Origin of the sequence: Bacillus clarus (assembly GCF_000746925.1) — a bacterium.
Classification (GTDB): Bacteria; Bacillota; Bacilli; order Bacillales; family Bacillaceae_G; genus Bacillus_A; species Bacillus_A clarus.
Window position 1 is genome coordinate 1 of sequence record NZ_JMQC01000011.1, and the last position, 15,970, is coordinate 15,970.

Consider the following 15,970-nt stretch of genomic DNA (forward strand, 5'->3'; position numbering starts at 1 on the left):
TTTCGCTTCCAGTTGCCTTACACTCAAAATATGAAAATTTCGTCGATACTGTGAAAGACAATTATAAAGTAAAAGATGGAAATGGCTATTGGAACTGGAAAAGTGTAAATCCAGAAGATTGGGTTCATGCTTCTGCAGTTGGAGCAAAAGCTGATTTCCCATTAATTGTTAATGATAAGACGAAAAAGTGGTTTCTAGATGCCGCTATATCACAAGACGCTGCTGATAAATGGCGTGCTGAAGTAACACCGGTGACTGGAAAGCGTTTAATGGAAGCACAACGTATTACAGCTGGATATATCCACTTATGGTTTGATACGTATGTGAATCATAAATAATAAAATAAATACGAAAAGAGAGTCCCTTTTTCAAAAAAGGCACTCTCTTTTTTCAATTAGATAGTTTCTCCATGATCTAAACAAAGTAGTTTAGCTTTAGCTGGTTGCTTTTCAATAGATTGATTAGCAACACCAAAAGATAAAATCCCTGTAAAAATCATTACAGTTAAAAGTACTTTTTTCATTAATTTTATGCTCCCTTCTCCAAATCTTTTTTGTCAGCATCTAGGGCAATGTGAAGATATCTACTGGCTTGTTCATATTTGTTGAGATCATAGAATTTATTTCCAAGAATTGAAGCATATTCTTTTACATGACCCCATAGATTTTCTTTCTTGAAGAAATATATTCCTGTCATAATAACTTTCTCTAGTTCCTCAATCTCTGCTTCCTTATTCAGTTCTCTTAAGATAGCAAAATGGCACTTATATTCTTTAAGTTTTGTAAGATTATATCCTTGCTCAATTAGATCTGCAGCAAGAAGATTTTCTCCTAACTTATAATACTCCCTTGCTAATAAAAACATAGTTTTAGGGTTATTTTTTATAGAATCTTTTAAATACTTAATCGCTAACTCTGAAAGGCTTTGATCAGCATATAATAATCCTAAATTATGTTTCACTTTAGCTATTAGTTGTTCCTCACTATATTTTTTAAATATTCTAAGAGCTAAAATGAAATTTTCCTCCGCAATTTCATACAGCCTAAGTTTAGTGCAAGCAAGTCCTATGGTGTTTTGACAGGAAGCAACTTTCATTTCATAGCCTGTATGCTTCGAAAATACCTCTTTTGCCTTATTAGCATATTTAGCAGCCAACAACGGGTTTAAGGATTGATAATGGAATACTGCAAACATGTAATCAAATTCAGCCTTTTCTAATTCATCTGGAATAGTTGCTAAAAGTTTTTCAGCCTTCTCATATTGTTCTTTAGCTTCGTTATGATTTCCAACTGAAATTGCATAAATAGCTTTGAAGAAATGATAATAATACTTCAAAAATGTTTCGGTTTGCTCTGGAAATGGAGCAATCTTTTCTAAACAATCTTTAGAACCATCTATATCACAAACCAATAAATTATATCTAAAGTTAAGTAGTGAATAATAGATAGAGATATTAGAGTCCTCTTCAATATTATAAATATTTCTATCAATTTCTTCTTTCAAGTGTTTAGCTTTTATTATATGTTGAGAAATAATTGCATTATACCAACTGCTTAATAATGTTATTATTTCTTCTTTTGCTATTATATGTGTATCCATAATATTCCTCATCCTATTATAATAATATTATCATAAAAAACAAATTTTTCGACATTTTATTTCATAAAAAGTTAGATAATACCTAAGGTACTATCTAACTTCCCATAATGTTGTCGAAACAATGGCAGAACAGGGCCTATTTCCTGCTTATACAACCATTATGCGCTGAGTTCATCAATACGGATAAGAACTATATTTCTCGCTTACTTAATTTTCGTTGCTTCAAAAGCCTTTTGAACTGCTTGAACTTCAGCTGAGTTCGCCCCATACTTATTTGTTGCAACTCGAATGCATGCCGATCTCAATTCAGAGAAATCAGAAGTCATGTTTAATTCGTCAGTATTTGCATAATGGAAAATATCAAACATTTTATCCTCGCCAATACCTTTTACAGTTACGCCGTTATGAGTTCCACCTTTTGCAATTAAATACGCAGCTTTATTAATAATACTTGAGTTGAAATGAACGCCTCCATTATCCCATCCATTAAAATTGTTAAATTCACTATAATCATCTGGATACGGTACTCCAGCTGAAGAAGGAACTGAAGATGGATTTTCCATATCACGGAACACTGATCCAGTTTGTTCTCCCATTGTCCAGTTAAACTTCCCATTATTTATGTATTTCTCAATAGCTGTTCCCATAATATCAGATAACGCCTCGTTAATCGCACCAGATTCTCCGGAATATTCAAGATTTGATTCACTAGATGTAACCGCATGTGTAAATTCATGTCCCGCTACGTCAAATGCCTTTACAATAGGATCTCCGTATACAAGCATACTACCATTATCAGCACTTAATGCATTCTGCCAATTTTTCGGATCATTTGTATCTTCAGAATCCCAAGCATGTACAACTGAAACTACTTTTTGTCCCTTATTATCAAAACTATTACGTTTGTATTTATCTTTATAAAAATCGTATACCTTTGTTGCTAAGTAATGAGCACTTACCGCCTTTGAATCATTAAATGTTGTTGAAGTACTAGTTGCTAGTTTACCAGGGTAATATCTTTCCTCTTTCGTAATATCTCTGTAATTTACATCATACGTTTCAATTCCTTGCCCTCTTGTGTAATCAGCAAGCGCATATTTTCCATCACTTTGTTTAGAAATACCAAATGTACGAGATATACCTAAATCATCTTTTCCTGTCCCAGTTAATGATGTAAGGTTGCTTTTTCTACTTTCCTTTAAGGCCCCAACAAGCTTTTCACTTGCTTTTAAACCTGATTCTTGCACCATATTTTTTAACATATCACCATTATGAGCATTCACTAAATAAGTTCCAGATACATAGTTTGGTGTTGCAGCAGCAAATGTAACTTGGTATGCATTGCTGGCTTGTCCATTATTTTCATCAACAAAAATAACTTCCTTTACTTCTGGCTCAGAAATAAACTTGATATCATTCCCGTACTTCGTATAAATATATTGTTTCGCTTCTTCTTGTGATAGATTAATAGGCTTCTTTAAATCTTCTTGTTTTAAATTTTGCGCGCTATCTCCTGAAACACTTTTAATAACACCCTTTTTATCTACGTGTGCAGTCAATTGATGCCCATATACTTCTTTTCCTTCATATGTTTGTTGCATACGCACAAGTGTAGTTCCATCATAAGAACCACGTTTTTGAAGAACCTTATAATCTACTCCCGTTTCTCCATTCACTTGTTTTGGAGACAAAGCTTGCTCTGCCTTCTCCTTAAGAGCATCTTTTACTACATTCTCTGGTGCCTTTTGTGATGGTTGTGTAAGTTCACCTGTACGGAACGAATCCTCCTGAATTTGAACTTGTAGTTGATCTGTTTCCTCTGCATGACCGACTCCATATGGTGTTACAGCTGTTAAAGCTAATCCTGTTGTTAATGCAACTGTAGCTAATGTTTTTTTATTTTTCATGTTTTCCACCTCGCGTAATTTTCTGAAATATTAAACTTGTAAAAAGTATACTGTCTATTCTTGTCAAAAAAAAGAGAAAATACCGAATTTATGTAACATTATGCAAAATTACATAATTTAAGGTCGATATTTTAAATCAACAGCAAGATAAAGAATTAATGCCATTCATGCTCTATACAAAAAAAACGAAGTCTTAAGAAAGACTTCGTTTTTTCAACACACAATGAATTACAGAAATTATTAACCGTTTCATATTATTCGACAATTCTTTTAATTTAAAAATTTTACTATAGAACCGAAATATTCTCTTTTTGATGTAGTTAGAAATTCTCTTATTTTCATTCATTTGATAGCACTAGGGATCCCCCTATTAATATTCAAATGGTAGATCAGAAATAACATGTCCTTTTTCCTCTTCATGATCTTCACCACATAATGCCACAGCAGGTATAATTAATCCTGCCGTTAACGAAAACGCTATCATTTCTTCTTTACTTTGCATGTTTTTCACCTCGCGCAATCAATAAAATACTATATAAAGATAAAACATTTTACATGATTATGTCGAAAAAATAGAAGAGTGCATTTTATCAACATTTTTTATAAAATTAAAATTAATTGTCTATTATTTGTTATTTGCGACTGATGATGTGTGTCACTCCTGAATTAGAAAGATACACATTTTGGGGAGTTTACAAAAAGAAGATATCACGCTTACTAACGTTTTTTATTAGTGCTCAAATATTAAATCAAAAATCACCTATACGTTTTCCTTTCTATGGTTTTCTTCATATAGTGCCATAACTAGTAAAACGAATCCTGTTGTTAATAAAACATTAGCTATTATTTTTTTGATTTTCATTTCACTTAATTTCTTGATTGATCAATCTTAAATAAATTATAACTGTCTAATTATGTCGAAAAAAAGCGATATTGAAGTTTTTCAACACAGTTTATAATATTCAGAAATTTAACACTAACGATAGTGCTCCTTCTAATAATTTCAAACCTACCATTTTGAATTCCATATTAGTGGGCATAACACATCACCATCAAGCTAAGGAAAATCATATTCTTAAAATGAAAAAATATACTTCTTCTCACTGACTTGCCATATATTACAGCGCAGTTGTTTGCTTTTAGCAAATGAAGGATTTTTTATTCTGTTTAAAGACCCACTATAGTTAAGTGATTTTTCAATATCCCTCGTATATAAATCGGTCTTAAGATATAAAATATCCATTAATAGTTACATTGTATATAAAATAAAACCAGAGAAGGAGCTATATATGATGGATAAAAAAGAGCTACGAAATCATCAAATCAACAACATCCCTTTAGATGCACTCAATACTCCTAGTAAGGACCAAGAACAAATACAAGAATCAGATCAAAGGCTAGCAAACAGAAATGAAAATAGACTCATCAAAAAACGCAGCAACAAGCTTTAGTTAAGGACGAATAGAGAAATTTTTTGCATAAATAACTCCAGAATATTAAATTGGTGAACATGTATAACAAGTAGACATAGTGCGGTTTAACCAATAGATAATGCAATAGATCTAAATTGGGTTAGACTCATGCATAGCGTTAATAAAGCATTTTAATTTACTTTGGGGGATTTTTAAGTAGAATTAAAAAGGCTTGAATTGTAGGTTTTCAAGCCTTTTTCTATTTACTAAATATGCAATTACGCTCTGTTTGGTTCTAATTTGATTTTACAGTAGCAGAGGAAACTTCGTCATTCCATATTCTTTCTCCATCGCCCATAGAGCTACTTAAATTATACAGAGCTCCCGTGTTTGCTAGTCCAAGCGCTCGACCGTTCCCGTCAAAATCTTCATATATAATCGTATAATCTCCATGAGCATGTGTACGAACAGAAGAAATAGAATCATTAGCATCTCCAATGAAATTGAAAATTTTAACTGGATTTTTACTTGCAGGTATATTTATAGTAGCCCCGTTACCATCAGCATCTTTATAAAAAGTCGAACGTATGGCCGCTCTATTTACTACTAAGCTTACTATTACTCTGTTTTTTGAATAACAGGATGTGCTTTTAAAAAAGAAACACGAAGTTTTTTACTTCTGTGTTTCTTCAAGTTTTCGCTGATTGATTGCTCGATAAAGAAAGCGTATAGGTATTTATATTAGAAAGTGAGATACTTCACCATCAGATGGTACTAAAATATTGTTGGAAAGTCCTTTTTTATTGATGAAAGCTTTTAATTCTTTTCTAGTTAGTAAGCAATGATTGACAGCTTCCATATGAGCAACGATGATAGTTGAATGTTGAGCTTCCATATATGTTTGATAAATATCTTCTTTAGTCATAATTACAGGATTCCCTTGAAGAAATTGTGCACCCCCTCCATTTACAACAATTACTTCTGGATTATGAGTTTTAATCACCTTTTGAACGTCGCTGCACCATATTGTATCTCCTGCTATATAGAGTGTTTTTTCATTTGGATGATTAAATACAACACCTGAAACTTCCCCCATAAGATGTCCTATGTCCCCTGTACCGTGTTTTCCATCGGTTCTAGTTAGGGTAATACTACCAATATTAATGGCATGAGTTAATGCTTCAACGTTCTGAAAACCTTCTTTTTTAATTGATTCCACGTCTTTTTCATTTTGTGCATAGATTTTTATATCTTTAAGTAAAACCTCTTTAGCAATCTGGTCAAAATGGTCAGGGTGTAAGTGTGTAATGATAACAGCATCAACCTGAATAATTTCTTCTATAGAAATTGGTAAGCTAACCAGAGGGTTTGGCATATTTTGATTTGGTGTATTAGGAAACGGTGGAATCGATCCTTTTTCAGCTAAAAAAGGATCGATTAGAAACTTCCTGTCAGCATAATGTAAAACTAGCGTTGCATTTCGTATAAGCCTGATATTCATGAAGTGCTCCTCCTTTTGCAAGATTTACTAATAGTATAAAATACGAAGTAGATAATTTTACATGCTCAAAATCAAGTTTTTAGATGGTTTGACTTGAAATATGAAAGGATTTGAAACGATGTTAGATGATACAGATAAAAAAATATTAAGAGAATTATCGAAGAATGGTCGTATGTCGATGAAAGAATTAGGAGGAAAAGTTCATTTGACAGGGCAAGCAACGTCATCTAGAGTAATAAAGTTAGAAGAGAACGGTGTCATAGAAGGTTATACGATTAAATTAAATAAACGAAAATTAGGCTACCCTGTACATACGTTTATAAATATATATACAAAAAACGTTCAACATCAGCCCTATTTATCTTTTATAAAAACACAACATGAATATATTATAAATAACTTTAAAATTAGTGGTGAAGGTTGTTATCTTCTAGAGTGTAAGTTTTCTTCTAATGAAGTACTAGATGGATTTTTAACCAAACTAAACCAACATGCTAATTATAAATTATCCATAGTGATTAAATAATATTAACCAAAAAATTTTTGATGATTTTTATATTTAAGTTATTGAATTATACCAGCTAGTATAAGTAATTTTTTTAAGAACAGGGCGCAAATATATAAACTTTTAGATTTAACCGACTTTATTATTATCTTTTTAAGTACAGTAAAGTATTTCACATCAAAAATCAAATAACTTTTTTAACCCCGTTATTACTCTGTAAAATTAAAGACAAGTGAATGTATTATAAAACAGTAATATCAAGAAGTTGTCTTTAATGTCACACATTATATTAAATAATTTGTACATCACTTATATAGTGGTGTACTTTTTTGTTTGTTAGACCTCTAAACGACCTCATTGACTACCACAACAACCCTTTTAATGTAAATATTTACAGTGATTAAATATCGCAGCAAAACAGAACGTACATTCTTGAAACATACATTCTGTTTGGAGGCAATAACTTGAAAGAATATAAAGTAAAAGAAGTAGAAGAGGAATACTTTTATCCACTATCATCACCCTAAATTATATTTAGGTTTAGTTTGTCCTGTTCAGTTACAATAATTCCTTATGTAAGTTGAAGAAGAAAGAGGCTCTACTCCTTATTGAAGCAAAGCCCACGTTACTTTAATAACACTTTCTCTTTCATATAAATAGAAGCTGTACAATACTAGAACAACTTCTATCCACCTACAATAAACTTACCAATAATAGTCTCTCCATTAACATCATATAAAGGAATTTCTCTTGGTTTAGCTTCATTTGTAAGTCTAACTGCTTCTTCAGGGGTTTTAGGCTGTGGACCATCCAAATCTTTTTGGAATTTACAGAGGAAGATATTTTACTGGGCATAACAGAAAATCTATTTGATAATACATTTTAGTTGTTGTGATTATGGACAAGATAACTTGAAAACCTTGGATTTTCCCACAAAGAAATGAGAAAAGGGGAAGAATAACGAAAAACATGTGTCAATAATTTTAGTATGTGCTTGTATTTTACCAAGGGTGATGACGATCAATATTATGATTAACAACAACATTAAAGTTCATAAAAATAAACAGAATGAATAATTGACAAAAAATGAGAATAGTAGTAATCTAACGTAAAACATACGCTACCGTATTTTACTGGAGAGATGATATGCAATTAACGAGGGAAGATTGGATAAAAGCAGGATTACAACAATTAGCTGATGAAGGGATACATAAAGTTCGCATTGAAGCACTTGCTCGATTGCTAAAAATAAGCAAAGGAAGCTTCTATCACTATTTTCGTGACCATCAAGAGCTTTTAGATTCTATGCTCGACTTTTGGGAAGTACATGCAACAAAGCTGATTGTTCAAAGTATGGAGCAACAGGATGCCTCTTTAGAACAGCTATTACAGATTAGTTTTAATCGAGATAAAAAAATTGAGAATGGTATTTATACTTGGGCTAAATATGATCCTGTTGTGGCAGCACGTTTAGTAGATATGGAAGAACAAAGAATTTCTTGTGTTGCAAAATTGTATCAAAAAATGGGCATAGACGAAACTGAATCAATTGATCGAGCGAGACTTGCCTATTTAACGTATGTAGGATGGATGACAAGGTTTGAAGCAAATCCTAATTTTGATATTGATAAAATGGTTGAGCTTTTAACTTCTTTCAGCGGGTGTCCAAACATCCGCTGAAAGAAGTTAAAGCCTCCGGCGGATGTCACAGAATTATGCCGAGGCATAATGGATTATTCGATAATAAATGTCCCTAATATGGTTATAAAACCTGAAGGGACAAAATTTTCACTATAACATACGGTAGTGTATGTTTTATTTGAAGTTACGAAATTGGGGGCGAATAAATGAAATTACTATTAATATTAGTAGCTGTAGGGCTTCTGTGGTTTATCAGTTTTTTGCATATTTATTGGGCTTTTGGAGGTCGATGGGGTTCTGCCGCTGTTCTCCCAGTAAAAGAGGGAGAACATAAGCCTGCTTTTACTCCGAGAATATGGGGAACATTATTCGTAGCCATTCTTATTCTACTGGCTAGTGTCATTATTGTTGTTCAAGGAGGTTATTTGCAGGGGTTCCAAGCAAATCGTTTATCTAAAATCGGAAGTATTGTCTGTGCTTTAGTTTTCATTATTAGGGCAATTGGTGATTTTAAGTTTGTTGGATTTTTAAAAAAAATTAAACATTCTCAGTTTGCTAGATACGACACTTGGTTCTATAGTCCATTATGTTTATTCTTTGGCTTTGTCTATATCATGTTGTTGTTTTAATAAGTATAATGAATTCCCTATAAAATAAATTTTATACAGGGGGTCACCATACATGGCCATCAACTTAAGAAAAGTAATCCCCCCCCAAAACGAAAAAAAGAGCTGACTTCTCAAAGTAACTAACTGTAGAGAAAGAAAATTTTCATTTTGGGGGTAACTTCAAAATCTTAGCTTGATGGTCATGGGGTGCTACCCCAAATAAACAACAATAAAATCATTTAAAAACAATAATCTTCCACAATTATGATTGGTTGTGGAAGATTATTATTTTTATTAACTGGTTAGTCTAGTATAATACTTACTTTACTCTGCACCTACGGGGTTTAATATACTCTTTCCACCATCTACTTCAACGTGCTTAACTTTTCAATCGCTTGTTGCTCGGTTGGTAAGAAAAAGAAATCGTTTCCGATGTTACATTCATAGATGAAATCTTTTAAGCTTTGACTTGAGTACGCAGAAAAATCTCCAATAAATGCAACCTTCACTCGATAATTGATGAACTTCTGAAGGACTTCGCCTGCAAAGCGTGTTTTCAAATCGAAAAAGCTTTCGCTTAGTAGAGATTTGTTTATAATGATGTGATTGCATCCTGCTTCATATTGTACGGTTGCCATAAGATCCAATGCTGACTGAACATCGCATATTAATATCTTACTGCTTCTCACGACGGCAATATTTCCCCCATCTACTTCTACCTTCTCTATATTCATAATCACCCTCCTAGTTAGCTTATACGTATATTCACCATTCATTGGTAAACCTTCTCATATAATTCTCACAAAGCAAAAGTGAGTAGTAGATAGTACCACTATCTAAAAAAATGTTTTATTGCTTCAAGTCTTATTTTATGACTGCATTCGTCACAGCAATATTTCCCTTCCGGATTTTTCTTGAATTGCTTATATTTCTCAGTTCCTTCATATACTCGAAATACATTTTTACAACAAAAACAAATAACCTCATAAAATATCATGTACTCCCTCCCCCATCAGGGTGATATGTTACTTTTGAGTTGCCCGCTCAAAGATTGTGACAAGTTCTTTAGTATAATCTTTAACGTTAAGATTGGGATTTCTCATTAGCTCTAGGCTAAATCCGTCTATGACATGCCTGATTGTTAACGTCATCACCCTTAAAGACATTTCGGAAAAATCTCGAAACACTCCTTCTTGTATCCCTAAACGTAGAATATTTTCAATGGGAAGAAAAATGGTTTCATCATAGTCTGCTGCGAATCGAAGTTTCCCCTCATCTGTTCTTTCATTTGAAACAATTTCTATAACAGCGAATACATGCTTTCGATGTTCATCTATAAATTTCAGATTGGATTCAATATACGTCTGGAGCATTCCTTTTGGGGTAGTTTGAGCCTCAATTTGCGGACAAATAAAGGACTGGCAAGCTATATAATAATCAGTTATAACTTGCTCCAGAAGTTCCTCTTTGTTTGTAAAGTGATAAGAAATGACCCCCTTACTTATTTTTGCGCGTTTAGCGATTTGTCCTAAAGAGGCTTGGGCATAGCCTACTTCAGCAAGTGTCTCAATTGTACATTCCATAATTTGAGCTCTACGGGCTTTTTCAATAAATGACATTTCTTTTTGACTGTTTGTTTTATTTTTTGTACTCATGATTACATTTTAGCACAACCGTTCAAAAAAATACAATAAAAACCATTTTGTAATTTACCTTTTTTATAAACGGTTTAACTTTTTTCAAAACGAGGTATGACAACCAAAAGCGAAATACGGGGGCATATGTAAATATATGGTAATTGCAGTTATAAGCCCTCGAGACAAATTATTAAAGCGAATCTACAAATATTAGTAAATTCGTTCTTTTTTATTTTTTGGAAAGAACAAGGTAATGAAATTTTTTATTGTAACAATAACGATCATTTTTGTTACGGTTTATATTTGAAAATATGAAATGTCTTAACTGTTGGATTAGCTGTAACAAAATACTGCATCAAAAATAATTCGTAACATTATTGATTTCAAACCATCTTGTTACAACAAAGCACATGAATTGGAAATGAACTACATGCTATGACCCATTTTTACACGTATCTTGGCTGACCCCCGAAAAGACCATATTTTAATGGTCAAAATTTTCACAAGGAATTTTGTAAACTTGTATGTACTAATAAATTTATAAAATTTTCATTTAGGGTGAAATCTAAAGTCTTAAGTTGATGGACATGTGAACTGTCCCCACTTAAATTCTAACGAATTTTGAAGTAGGGACAGTTCCGCGATGAAGACAACCTTTCGTCTCTCTTTCTTAAAATCTTTTATTTTTGTTTGCTGTTTTTTCTAAGTAAAGAAAAGCCTGTAAAGGCAAATCTAAATGTATATTCTCTACAACTAGAGGTTACTGTTGTTACTTCGTTTTTTCCGCACCTGCAGATAATTCGTCTACAAAGTTTTTAATTTCTTGCCAACTATCCCTAGCTGTATTCAAATCTTCTTTTATAAATGCAAATTCATCAGGACTCATTTTTTCAACATTGTCCAACAATTTACTATATTTACTTCCTATTGTATGCCACTGATTTGATATATTCTGAAGAGCAGTAATAGCCGTATCAATTGTTTCAGTCATATGTACAGTTTTATTTTTAGCATCTGTCAAAATAGCTACTTCTTGCTGTGCTCCCGAAATTCTAGACTGTAATTTTTGTATTTCCTGCTCTGCAGACGAAATATTGCTTTTAGCGGTAGCAATCATTGCTATACTAGCCCCAAAAGTGAATAGTACGAAGACTCCTCCCATAATAATCATATCGTTACTTTGCTTAATGAGATAATTATAATTATTAATTTGCTGCTGTAAAAATGGAATCCCAGCGTTTGTACTTTCTAAAATAGATGTCAATCGATTGGAATTATCTTTAAAACTATTTGTATCTTCTACCAGTTCATTACGAAATGTTTTCAGTTTTCCTAATAAATCATCCACAGCTAGCTGCTTATCAGAAATATTCTGGTGCAAATTTCTTAGTTCTTGTTGTAATTTTTCTTTAGACTTTTGATCTATAGCAACTAGTAAATTATCATATTGTGATTGAAATACCGTATTATAATCCACGATACTTAGAGCGTTTTTCATGATATGAGGGTTTATATCATTTATCCAATATAATGCATTAGCTTGAGCATCTTTTTGATGCTTAATCATGCCCGCTCTTAAATCACCATTGATAGAGCTGATTCCACTCAGGTCTGTCTGTTGTTGTTTAAGAAGAAGTGTTTGGGCATATGAATCCATGACAAGTGTATTAGCTGTCATTTTTCCTATTACTTCTTTAAATCCCTCAGGACCCAGAGAATATTTATTATTACTTTCCTGTTGTTGTGATTGTCCTATTTTTTCTGCGGCAAAAGTATGAAGTGGCATTACACTACTTGTTGCCATACCAGTAATAGCCATTGATAAAGCGATTTTCATATACAATTTTTTATTCATCTTTTTTCACCTTCTCTTTCATATGCATCACGGATCTTATGAAATTCATGAGGTTTTATCACTTACTACAAACACGTTATAATTCTTGTAAACAAAGTACCGTTTGAATCTATATAGATTTAAATAAAGTTTATAGGAGTATCCTCTTCTATAATTCATATCTAGTTGAGTTTCTATATAAGAAATCTCCTGCTCAAGATTGAACAGGAGACTCGCATCACTTATCTTTTACACTGATAATTTATCTTGTTTCGAATAATTTTATTTTCTAACCTTTTTTGAGTGAATATTATTCGTTATTCTCTGCTACTTTAATTTCGCTATTTTGAATATCTTCAGCATACTTTTTAACTTGGTTCCAACTATCTTTTGATGTCTTGAGATCTTCTTTTACAAATCCAAGCTGATCCGGTTTAACCTTGTTAACATTTTTAAGTAAAGAATTATATTTTGATCCCATTGTTTGCCACTGATTTGAAATATTTTGAAGTGCATCAATAGCTATATCGATAGTCTCTGTTAAACTTTCAGTTTGCTTTTTAAGATTTGTTAATCCAACTACCTGTAATTTCATGTTTGAAATATCCCCAGTTAGTTTTTGAATATCTCCCTGTGCCCTATCAATTTCTTGTTTTGCTAACACAACTCCTGTTACCCCCAGTGCCGTAGCACCTACACCGACTGTAATAAGTACAGCACCCGCTTTAGCTCCTACGCCAGTAGCAATTAGCGCTACACCACCTATAATAGCCATTGGGCCTAGAGCCGTTGATACAGATGCAGAAATAAGAATTGCGTTATTTTTATTAATACTCTCCATATTTGCCGAGATTTGTTTTTCTAGAAGAGGGATTCCAGCATCTTGACTAGCTAAAATAGACGTGATTTGGTTGGCATCGTCTTTAAAGCTTTGTGTATCAGACGTCATTTTACTGCGAAAAGCTTTCAAATCAGCCACTAACTTGTCTACTTCTGCTTTATTCTCTGAAATACTACTATATAATCTTGTAAGTCCATCCGTTAGCGTGTCTTTATCCTTATTATCTACTGCAGCTACTAAAGTATCATAATAATTTTGAAATTGTGTGTTATAACTGATAATATTTTGGTTCGTGGAAATCAGCTGCGGTTTTAGATTATCTAACCATTCGGTTGCATTTCCTCTCGCAACCTTTTGATGCTGAATGATTTTCTCTTTTAAAGTAGCGTCAATTGAAGTTATACCTTCAAAATTAGCATTAGCTTGTTTAAGAATCGTTAAAGCATACAAATCCATTGTCAAAACATTTGATCCTGTTTTAGCTATTGCCTCTCTAAGACCATCTGGTCCTAATGAATACTCACCATGTGTGTCTGTTGCATTTGCTGCCTTAACATGAATAGCAGTTGATTTCGATGTGTTTTCTGCTGCAGATGCATATGTTGGCATGATATTAGCTGCTGCCATTGTCGCTATTAATGTGGATAAAGCCATTACTTTATAAGGTTTTTTTGCCATGTTTTTCTCTCCTTATATGATCCAAGTTATTGTTCATTCTAAAATGAAGATTAGTTTACTTTTACTTTTGTAACGAATTCTTCATATTGATTTGTTTGCTTATTCAATTCATCATTCAATTTTTTAAGCTGAGTTAATTGTGTTTGTAATGCATTTGAATCAATCTTTGCATCTGCACCAGAATTAATCTTCATTTGAGTCATTGTTTCATTTAACGATTTCCAATCTTTCACTAAAATGTCAAAAGTCTTAAGTTGTCTCTTAATTAAACTTGTAAAGCTACCTACTTGATCTTCAATAAGAGTAATTTGAGCTGCTTGAATTTCATTTTGTGATAACTTTTGTATTAATGGGATTAATTGTTGTCTTTTTTGTTTAATATTATTACTAGCTTCGCGTACATGAGTATCGGATGAATTTTCAATTGTGTCACCAAGGCTTTCAATAGAACTAAATTCTATTGTTTTAGTTTCCATTGCTGTTTTACTAATCTCAACAGCCTGCTTTCCAACACTAATAGAACTTCCTCGAATTTCTTTTGCTCGATTTAAAATTTTTGTAAGTTCATTTTGAATTTCTTCTTGAATTTGTTTAATTTGCGTTCTTAGTTGTGCAATCTCCCCATTTGAACCATTTAAGGATTCGATTGCTGTATTAGCTCTCTTAGTAAGACTTTCGCTATCTTGAATCAATTCATCTTTATACCAGTTTAAGTCTACTGAAGTTTGTTCCATATCACCTTGAATTGTTTGCACTTCGTCTTGCAGTCTATTGAAAGCACTTACAAATTCTTCTTTTGCTTGCTGATCTTCATTCACTTTTCCAGCTAATTCATTTAATTTACTATAATAGTTATTAAACATTGTGCTAAATGACATCATTTCTTGATTTAAGTTGAAGATTTTAGGATTATATTCATCCATCCATTCTTGAACATGCTTTCTTGCAAGTTTTTGGTCAGTTGTTAAACTACTCATAGCATTTACTTTAAAATCTGGTTGTTTTAATATAACTAATCCATATCCTTGTATTAAAGGAGTGTTTGATCCCAATGATCTGATTGAATTTGATAGTGTATTCACAGTAATAAAGTTCTGAATACTTGTTTGTTTGAATTGAGGTTGCTTATTTTCTGCAGCAAAAGCATTTACAGGTGTAAAACAGCTTGTGGATACCGCCGTAGCCAATATACCTGCGACTAACGTTTTTTTCATGTTAATTCCTCCTATTGTTAATATTTCTTGATAAAACAGTTAGATTAAACTCTAAGTGCTTTATTCTATTTCTAGAAAAACTGACCATATAACTTTTTTTGTATAAATGATTATATTGATGTTAATTACGAGAATGTAATCATAAATTATAACTACCTGTACATATTCTTAGCTATAAAATTATCCCTCTGCGAACTTACATCAAAGATAAATAAAATATTTAGATTACTTTCTTGTATCTTATTAGCTGTAAGGACCTTACACCCTTATTTAAACACTAAGTTTTTTATAAGTAAATCGTAGAATTCCATTATAATATTTAACCATCTTAATAATTATTTGTTTGCACAAAAAAGAATTACTATGTCAGAAAAACTATTATTAAATATTATTTAAGTAATTAAAATAATTAAAACTTGATATTTATGATTGAAATGTATTTTTTTAACTTAACCAGATTAAATTTGATATAAATAAAATATTTACAGTATAATTTAATACCATACCTTATACCATTATCCTTTATTTGGATATGCAGAATTACATGAAAATATAGGAATATAACCCATTTTATTACATATAATTCCGATATG

The 15,970-nt window shown here is 32.0% G+C and carries 16 protein-coding genes; 5 read left to right on the forward strand and 11 right to left on the reverse strand.

Features of this window, described 5'->3' with window-relative positions; translation table 11 throughout:
* Positions 1 to 338, forward strand: a 338-nt coding sequence (locus tag DJ93_RS28140) for a phospholipase C (RefSeq protein ID WP_042984807.1), incomplete at its 5' end; no start/stop codon positions are given.
* Between the two features lie 56 nt (positions 339 to 394).
* Here the strand turns inward: DJ93_RS28140 and DJ93_RS34520 are convergent.
* From DJ93_RS34520 to DJ93_RS34525, 4 genes are all read right to left on the reverse strand, one after another.
* Positions 395 to 523 carry a hypothetical protein gene (locus DJ93_RS34520; RefSeq protein ID WP_259300264.1) on the reverse strand — a complete coding sequence of 43 codons (129 nt, stop codon included), beginning with the start codon at positions 521 to 523 and terminating at the stop codon, positions 395 to 397.
* A 5-nt stretch (positions 524 to 528) separates the two neighbouring features.
* Positions 529 to 1,599, reverse strand: a complete 1,071-nt coding sequence (locus DJ93_RS28145) for a response regulator aspartate phosphatase (protein ID WP_042984809.1) — start codon at positions 1,597 to 1,599, stop codon at positions 529 to 531.
* Positions 1,600 to 1,802: 203 nt separating this feature from the next.
* The gene (locus tag DJ93_RS28150) at positions 1,803 to 3,506 is read right to left on the reverse strand and encodes a M4 family metallopeptidase (protein WP_042984810.1); all 1,704 of its coding nucleotides are present in this window, start codon (positions 3,504 to 3,506) and stop codon (positions 1,803 to 1,805) included.
* 370 nt (positions 3,507 to 3,876) lie between these two features.
* On the reverse strand, positions 3,877 to 4,008 hold the full coding sequence (locus DJ93_RS34525; RefSeq protein ID WP_259300262.1) for a hypothetical protein: 132 nt from the start codon (positions 4,006 to 4,008) through the stop codon (positions 3,877 to 3,879).
* A gap of 787 nt (positions 4,009 to 4,795) precedes the next feature.
* Between DJ93_RS34525 and DJ93_RS33465 the strand changes: the two genes are divergently transcribed.
* On the forward strand, positions 4,796 to 4,957 hold the full coding sequence (locus DJ93_RS33465) for a hypothetical protein (RefSeq protein ID WP_196777069.1): 162 nt from the start codon (positions 4,796 to 4,798) through the stop codon (positions 4,955 to 4,957).
* A gap of 697 nt (positions 4,958 to 5,654) precedes the next feature.
* On the opposite strand, the gene DJ93_RS28155 is transcribed toward DJ93_RS33465, so the two are convergent.
* Complete coding sequence (locus tag DJ93_RS28155; protein ID WP_042984811.1) at positions 5,655 to 6,419, reverse strand: MBL fold metallo-hydrolase; 765 nt, start codon at positions 6,417 to 6,419, stop codon at positions 5,655 to 5,657.
* A 118-nt stretch (positions 6,420 to 6,537) separates the two neighbouring features.
* Here DJ93_RS28155 and DJ93_RS28160 point away from each other — a divergent pair, with 118 nt between their 5' ends.
* The 3 genes from DJ93_RS28160 to DJ93_RS28170 all read left to right on the forward strand — a co-directional run bounded on the left by DJ93_RS28160 (position 6,538) and on the right by DJ93_RS28170 (position 9,194).
* Positions 6,538 to 6,945, forward strand: coding sequence for an Lrp/AsnC family transcriptional regulator (locus DJ93_RS28160; RefSeq protein WP_042985106.1), 408 nt, complete (start codon positions 6,538 to 6,540; stop codon positions 6,943 to 6,945).
* A gap of 1,125 nt (positions 6,946 to 8,070) precedes the next feature.
* Positions 8,071 to 8,604, forward strand: a complete 534-nt coding sequence (locus DJ93_RS28165; RefSeq protein WP_042984813.1) for a TetR/AcrR family transcriptional regulator — start codon at positions 8,071 to 8,073, stop codon at positions 8,602 to 8,604.
* Between the two features lie 167 nt (positions 8,605 to 8,771).
* Positions 8,772 to 9,194 carry a DUF3995 domain-containing protein gene (locus tag DJ93_RS28170; protein WP_042984815.1) on the forward strand — a complete coding sequence of 141 codons (423 nt, stop codon included), beginning with the start codon at positions 8,772 to 8,774 and terminating at the stop codon, positions 9,192 to 9,194.
* 344 nt (positions 9,195 to 9,538) lie between these two features.
* Here the strand turns inward: DJ93_RS28170 and DJ93_RS28175 are convergent, their stop codons facing one another.
* The 6 genes from DJ93_RS28175 to nheA form a co-directional block, all read right to left on the reverse strand.
* Positions 9,539 to 9,907, reverse strand: coding sequence for a DUF4180 domain-containing protein (locus DJ93_RS28175; RefSeq protein ID WP_042984817.1), 369 nt, complete (start codon positions 9,905 to 9,907; stop codon positions 9,539 to 9,541).
* Positions 9,908 to 10,005: 98 nt separating this feature from the next.
* On the reverse strand, positions 10,006 to 10,170 hold the full coding sequence (locus DJ93_RS31750) for a DUF2197 domain-containing protein (RefSeq protein ID WP_080743760.1): 165 nt from the start codon (positions 10,168 to 10,170) through the stop codon (positions 10,006 to 10,008).
* Positions 10,171 to 10,198: 28 nt separating this feature from the next.
* Positions 10,199 to 10,828, reverse strand: coding sequence for a TetR/AcrR family transcriptional regulator (locus DJ93_RS28180; protein ID WP_042984818.1), 630 nt, complete (start codon positions 10,826 to 10,828; stop codon positions 10,199 to 10,201).
* Between the two features lie 751 nt (positions 10,829 to 11,579).
* A complete protein-coding gene (gene nheC / locus DJ93_RS28185) occupies positions 11,580 to 12,665 on the reverse strand; it encodes a non-hemolytic enterotoxin subunit C (RefSeq protein ID WP_042984820.1) in 1,086 nt (361 codons plus the stop codon).
* Positions 12,666 to 12,954: 289 nt separating this feature from the next.
* Positions 12,955 to 14,163 carry a non-hemolytic enterotoxin subunit B gene (gene nheB / locus DJ93_RS28190; protein ID WP_042984822.1) on the reverse strand — a complete coding sequence of 403 codons (1,209 nt, stop codon included), beginning with the start codon at positions 14,161 to 14,163 and terminating at the stop codon, positions 12,955 to 12,957.
* 50 nt (positions 14,164 to 14,213) lie between these two features.
* A complete protein-coding gene (gene nheA / locus DJ93_RS28195; RefSeq protein WP_042984823.1) occupies positions 14,214 to 15,377 on the reverse strand; it encodes a non-hemolytic enterotoxin subunit A in 1,164 nt (387 codons plus the stop codon).
* Between the last annotated feature and the right edge of the window lie 593 nt (positions 15,378 to 15,970).

Bases quoted from the DNA above. Each gene is read 5' to 3' on its own strand.
- DJ93_RS34520 (WP_259300264.1), bottom strand. From the start codon at position 523: ATGAAAAAAGTACTTTTAACTGTAATGATTTTTACAGGGATTTTATCT.
- DJ93_RS28145 (WP_042984809.1), bottom strand. From the start codon at position 1,599: ATGGATACACATATAATAGCAAAAGAAGAAATAATAACATTATTAAGC.
- DJ93_RS28150 (WP_042984810.1), bottom strand. From the start codon at position 3,506: ATGAAAAATAAAAAAACATTAGCTACAGTTGCATTAACAACAGGATTA.
- DJ93_RS34525 (WP_259300262.1), bottom strand. From the start codon at position 4,008: ATGCAAAGTAAAGAAGAAATGATAGCGTTTTCGTTAACGGCAGGATTA.
- DJ93_RS33465 (WP_196777069.1), top strand. From the start codon at position 4,796: ATGATGGATAAAAAAGAGCTACGAAATCATCAAATCAACAACATCCCT.
- DJ93_RS28155 (WP_042984811.1), bottom strand. From the start codon at position 6,419: ATGAATATCAGGCTTATACGAAATGCAACGCTAGTTTTACATTATGCT.
- DJ93_RS28160 (WP_042985106.1), top strand. From the start codon at position 6,538: ATGTTAGATGATACAGATAAAAAAATATTAAGAGAATTATCGAAGAAT.
- DJ93_RS28165 (WP_042984813.1), top strand. From the start codon at position 8,071: ATGCAATTAACGAGGGAAGATTGGATAAAAGCAGGATTACAACAATTA.
- DJ93_RS28170 (WP_042984815.1), top strand. From the start codon at position 8,772: ATGAAATTACTATTAATATTAGTAGCTGTAGGGCTTCTGTGGTTTATC.
- DJ93_RS28175 (WP_042984817.1), bottom strand. From the start codon at position 9,907: ATGAATATAGAGAAGGTAGAAGTAGATGGGGGAAATATTGCCGTCGTG.
- DJ93_RS31750 (WP_080743760.1), bottom strand. From the start codon at position 10,170: ATGATATTTTATGAGGTTATTTGTTTTTGTTGTAAAAATGTATTTCGA.
- DJ93_RS28180 (WP_042984818.1), bottom strand. From the start codon at position 10,828: ATGAGTACAAAAAATAAAACAAACAGTCAAAAAGAAATGTCATTTATT.
- nheC (WP_042984820.1), bottom strand. From the start codon at position 12,665: ATGAATAAAAAATTGTATATGAAAATCGCTTTATCAATGGCTATTACT.
- nheB (WP_042984822.1), bottom strand. From the start codon at position 14,163: ATGGCAAAAAAACCTTATAAAGTAATGGCTTTATCCACATTAATAGCG.
- nheA (WP_042984823.1), bottom strand. From the start codon at position 15,377: ATGAAAAAAACGTTAGTCGCAGGTATATTGGCTACGGCGGTATCCACA.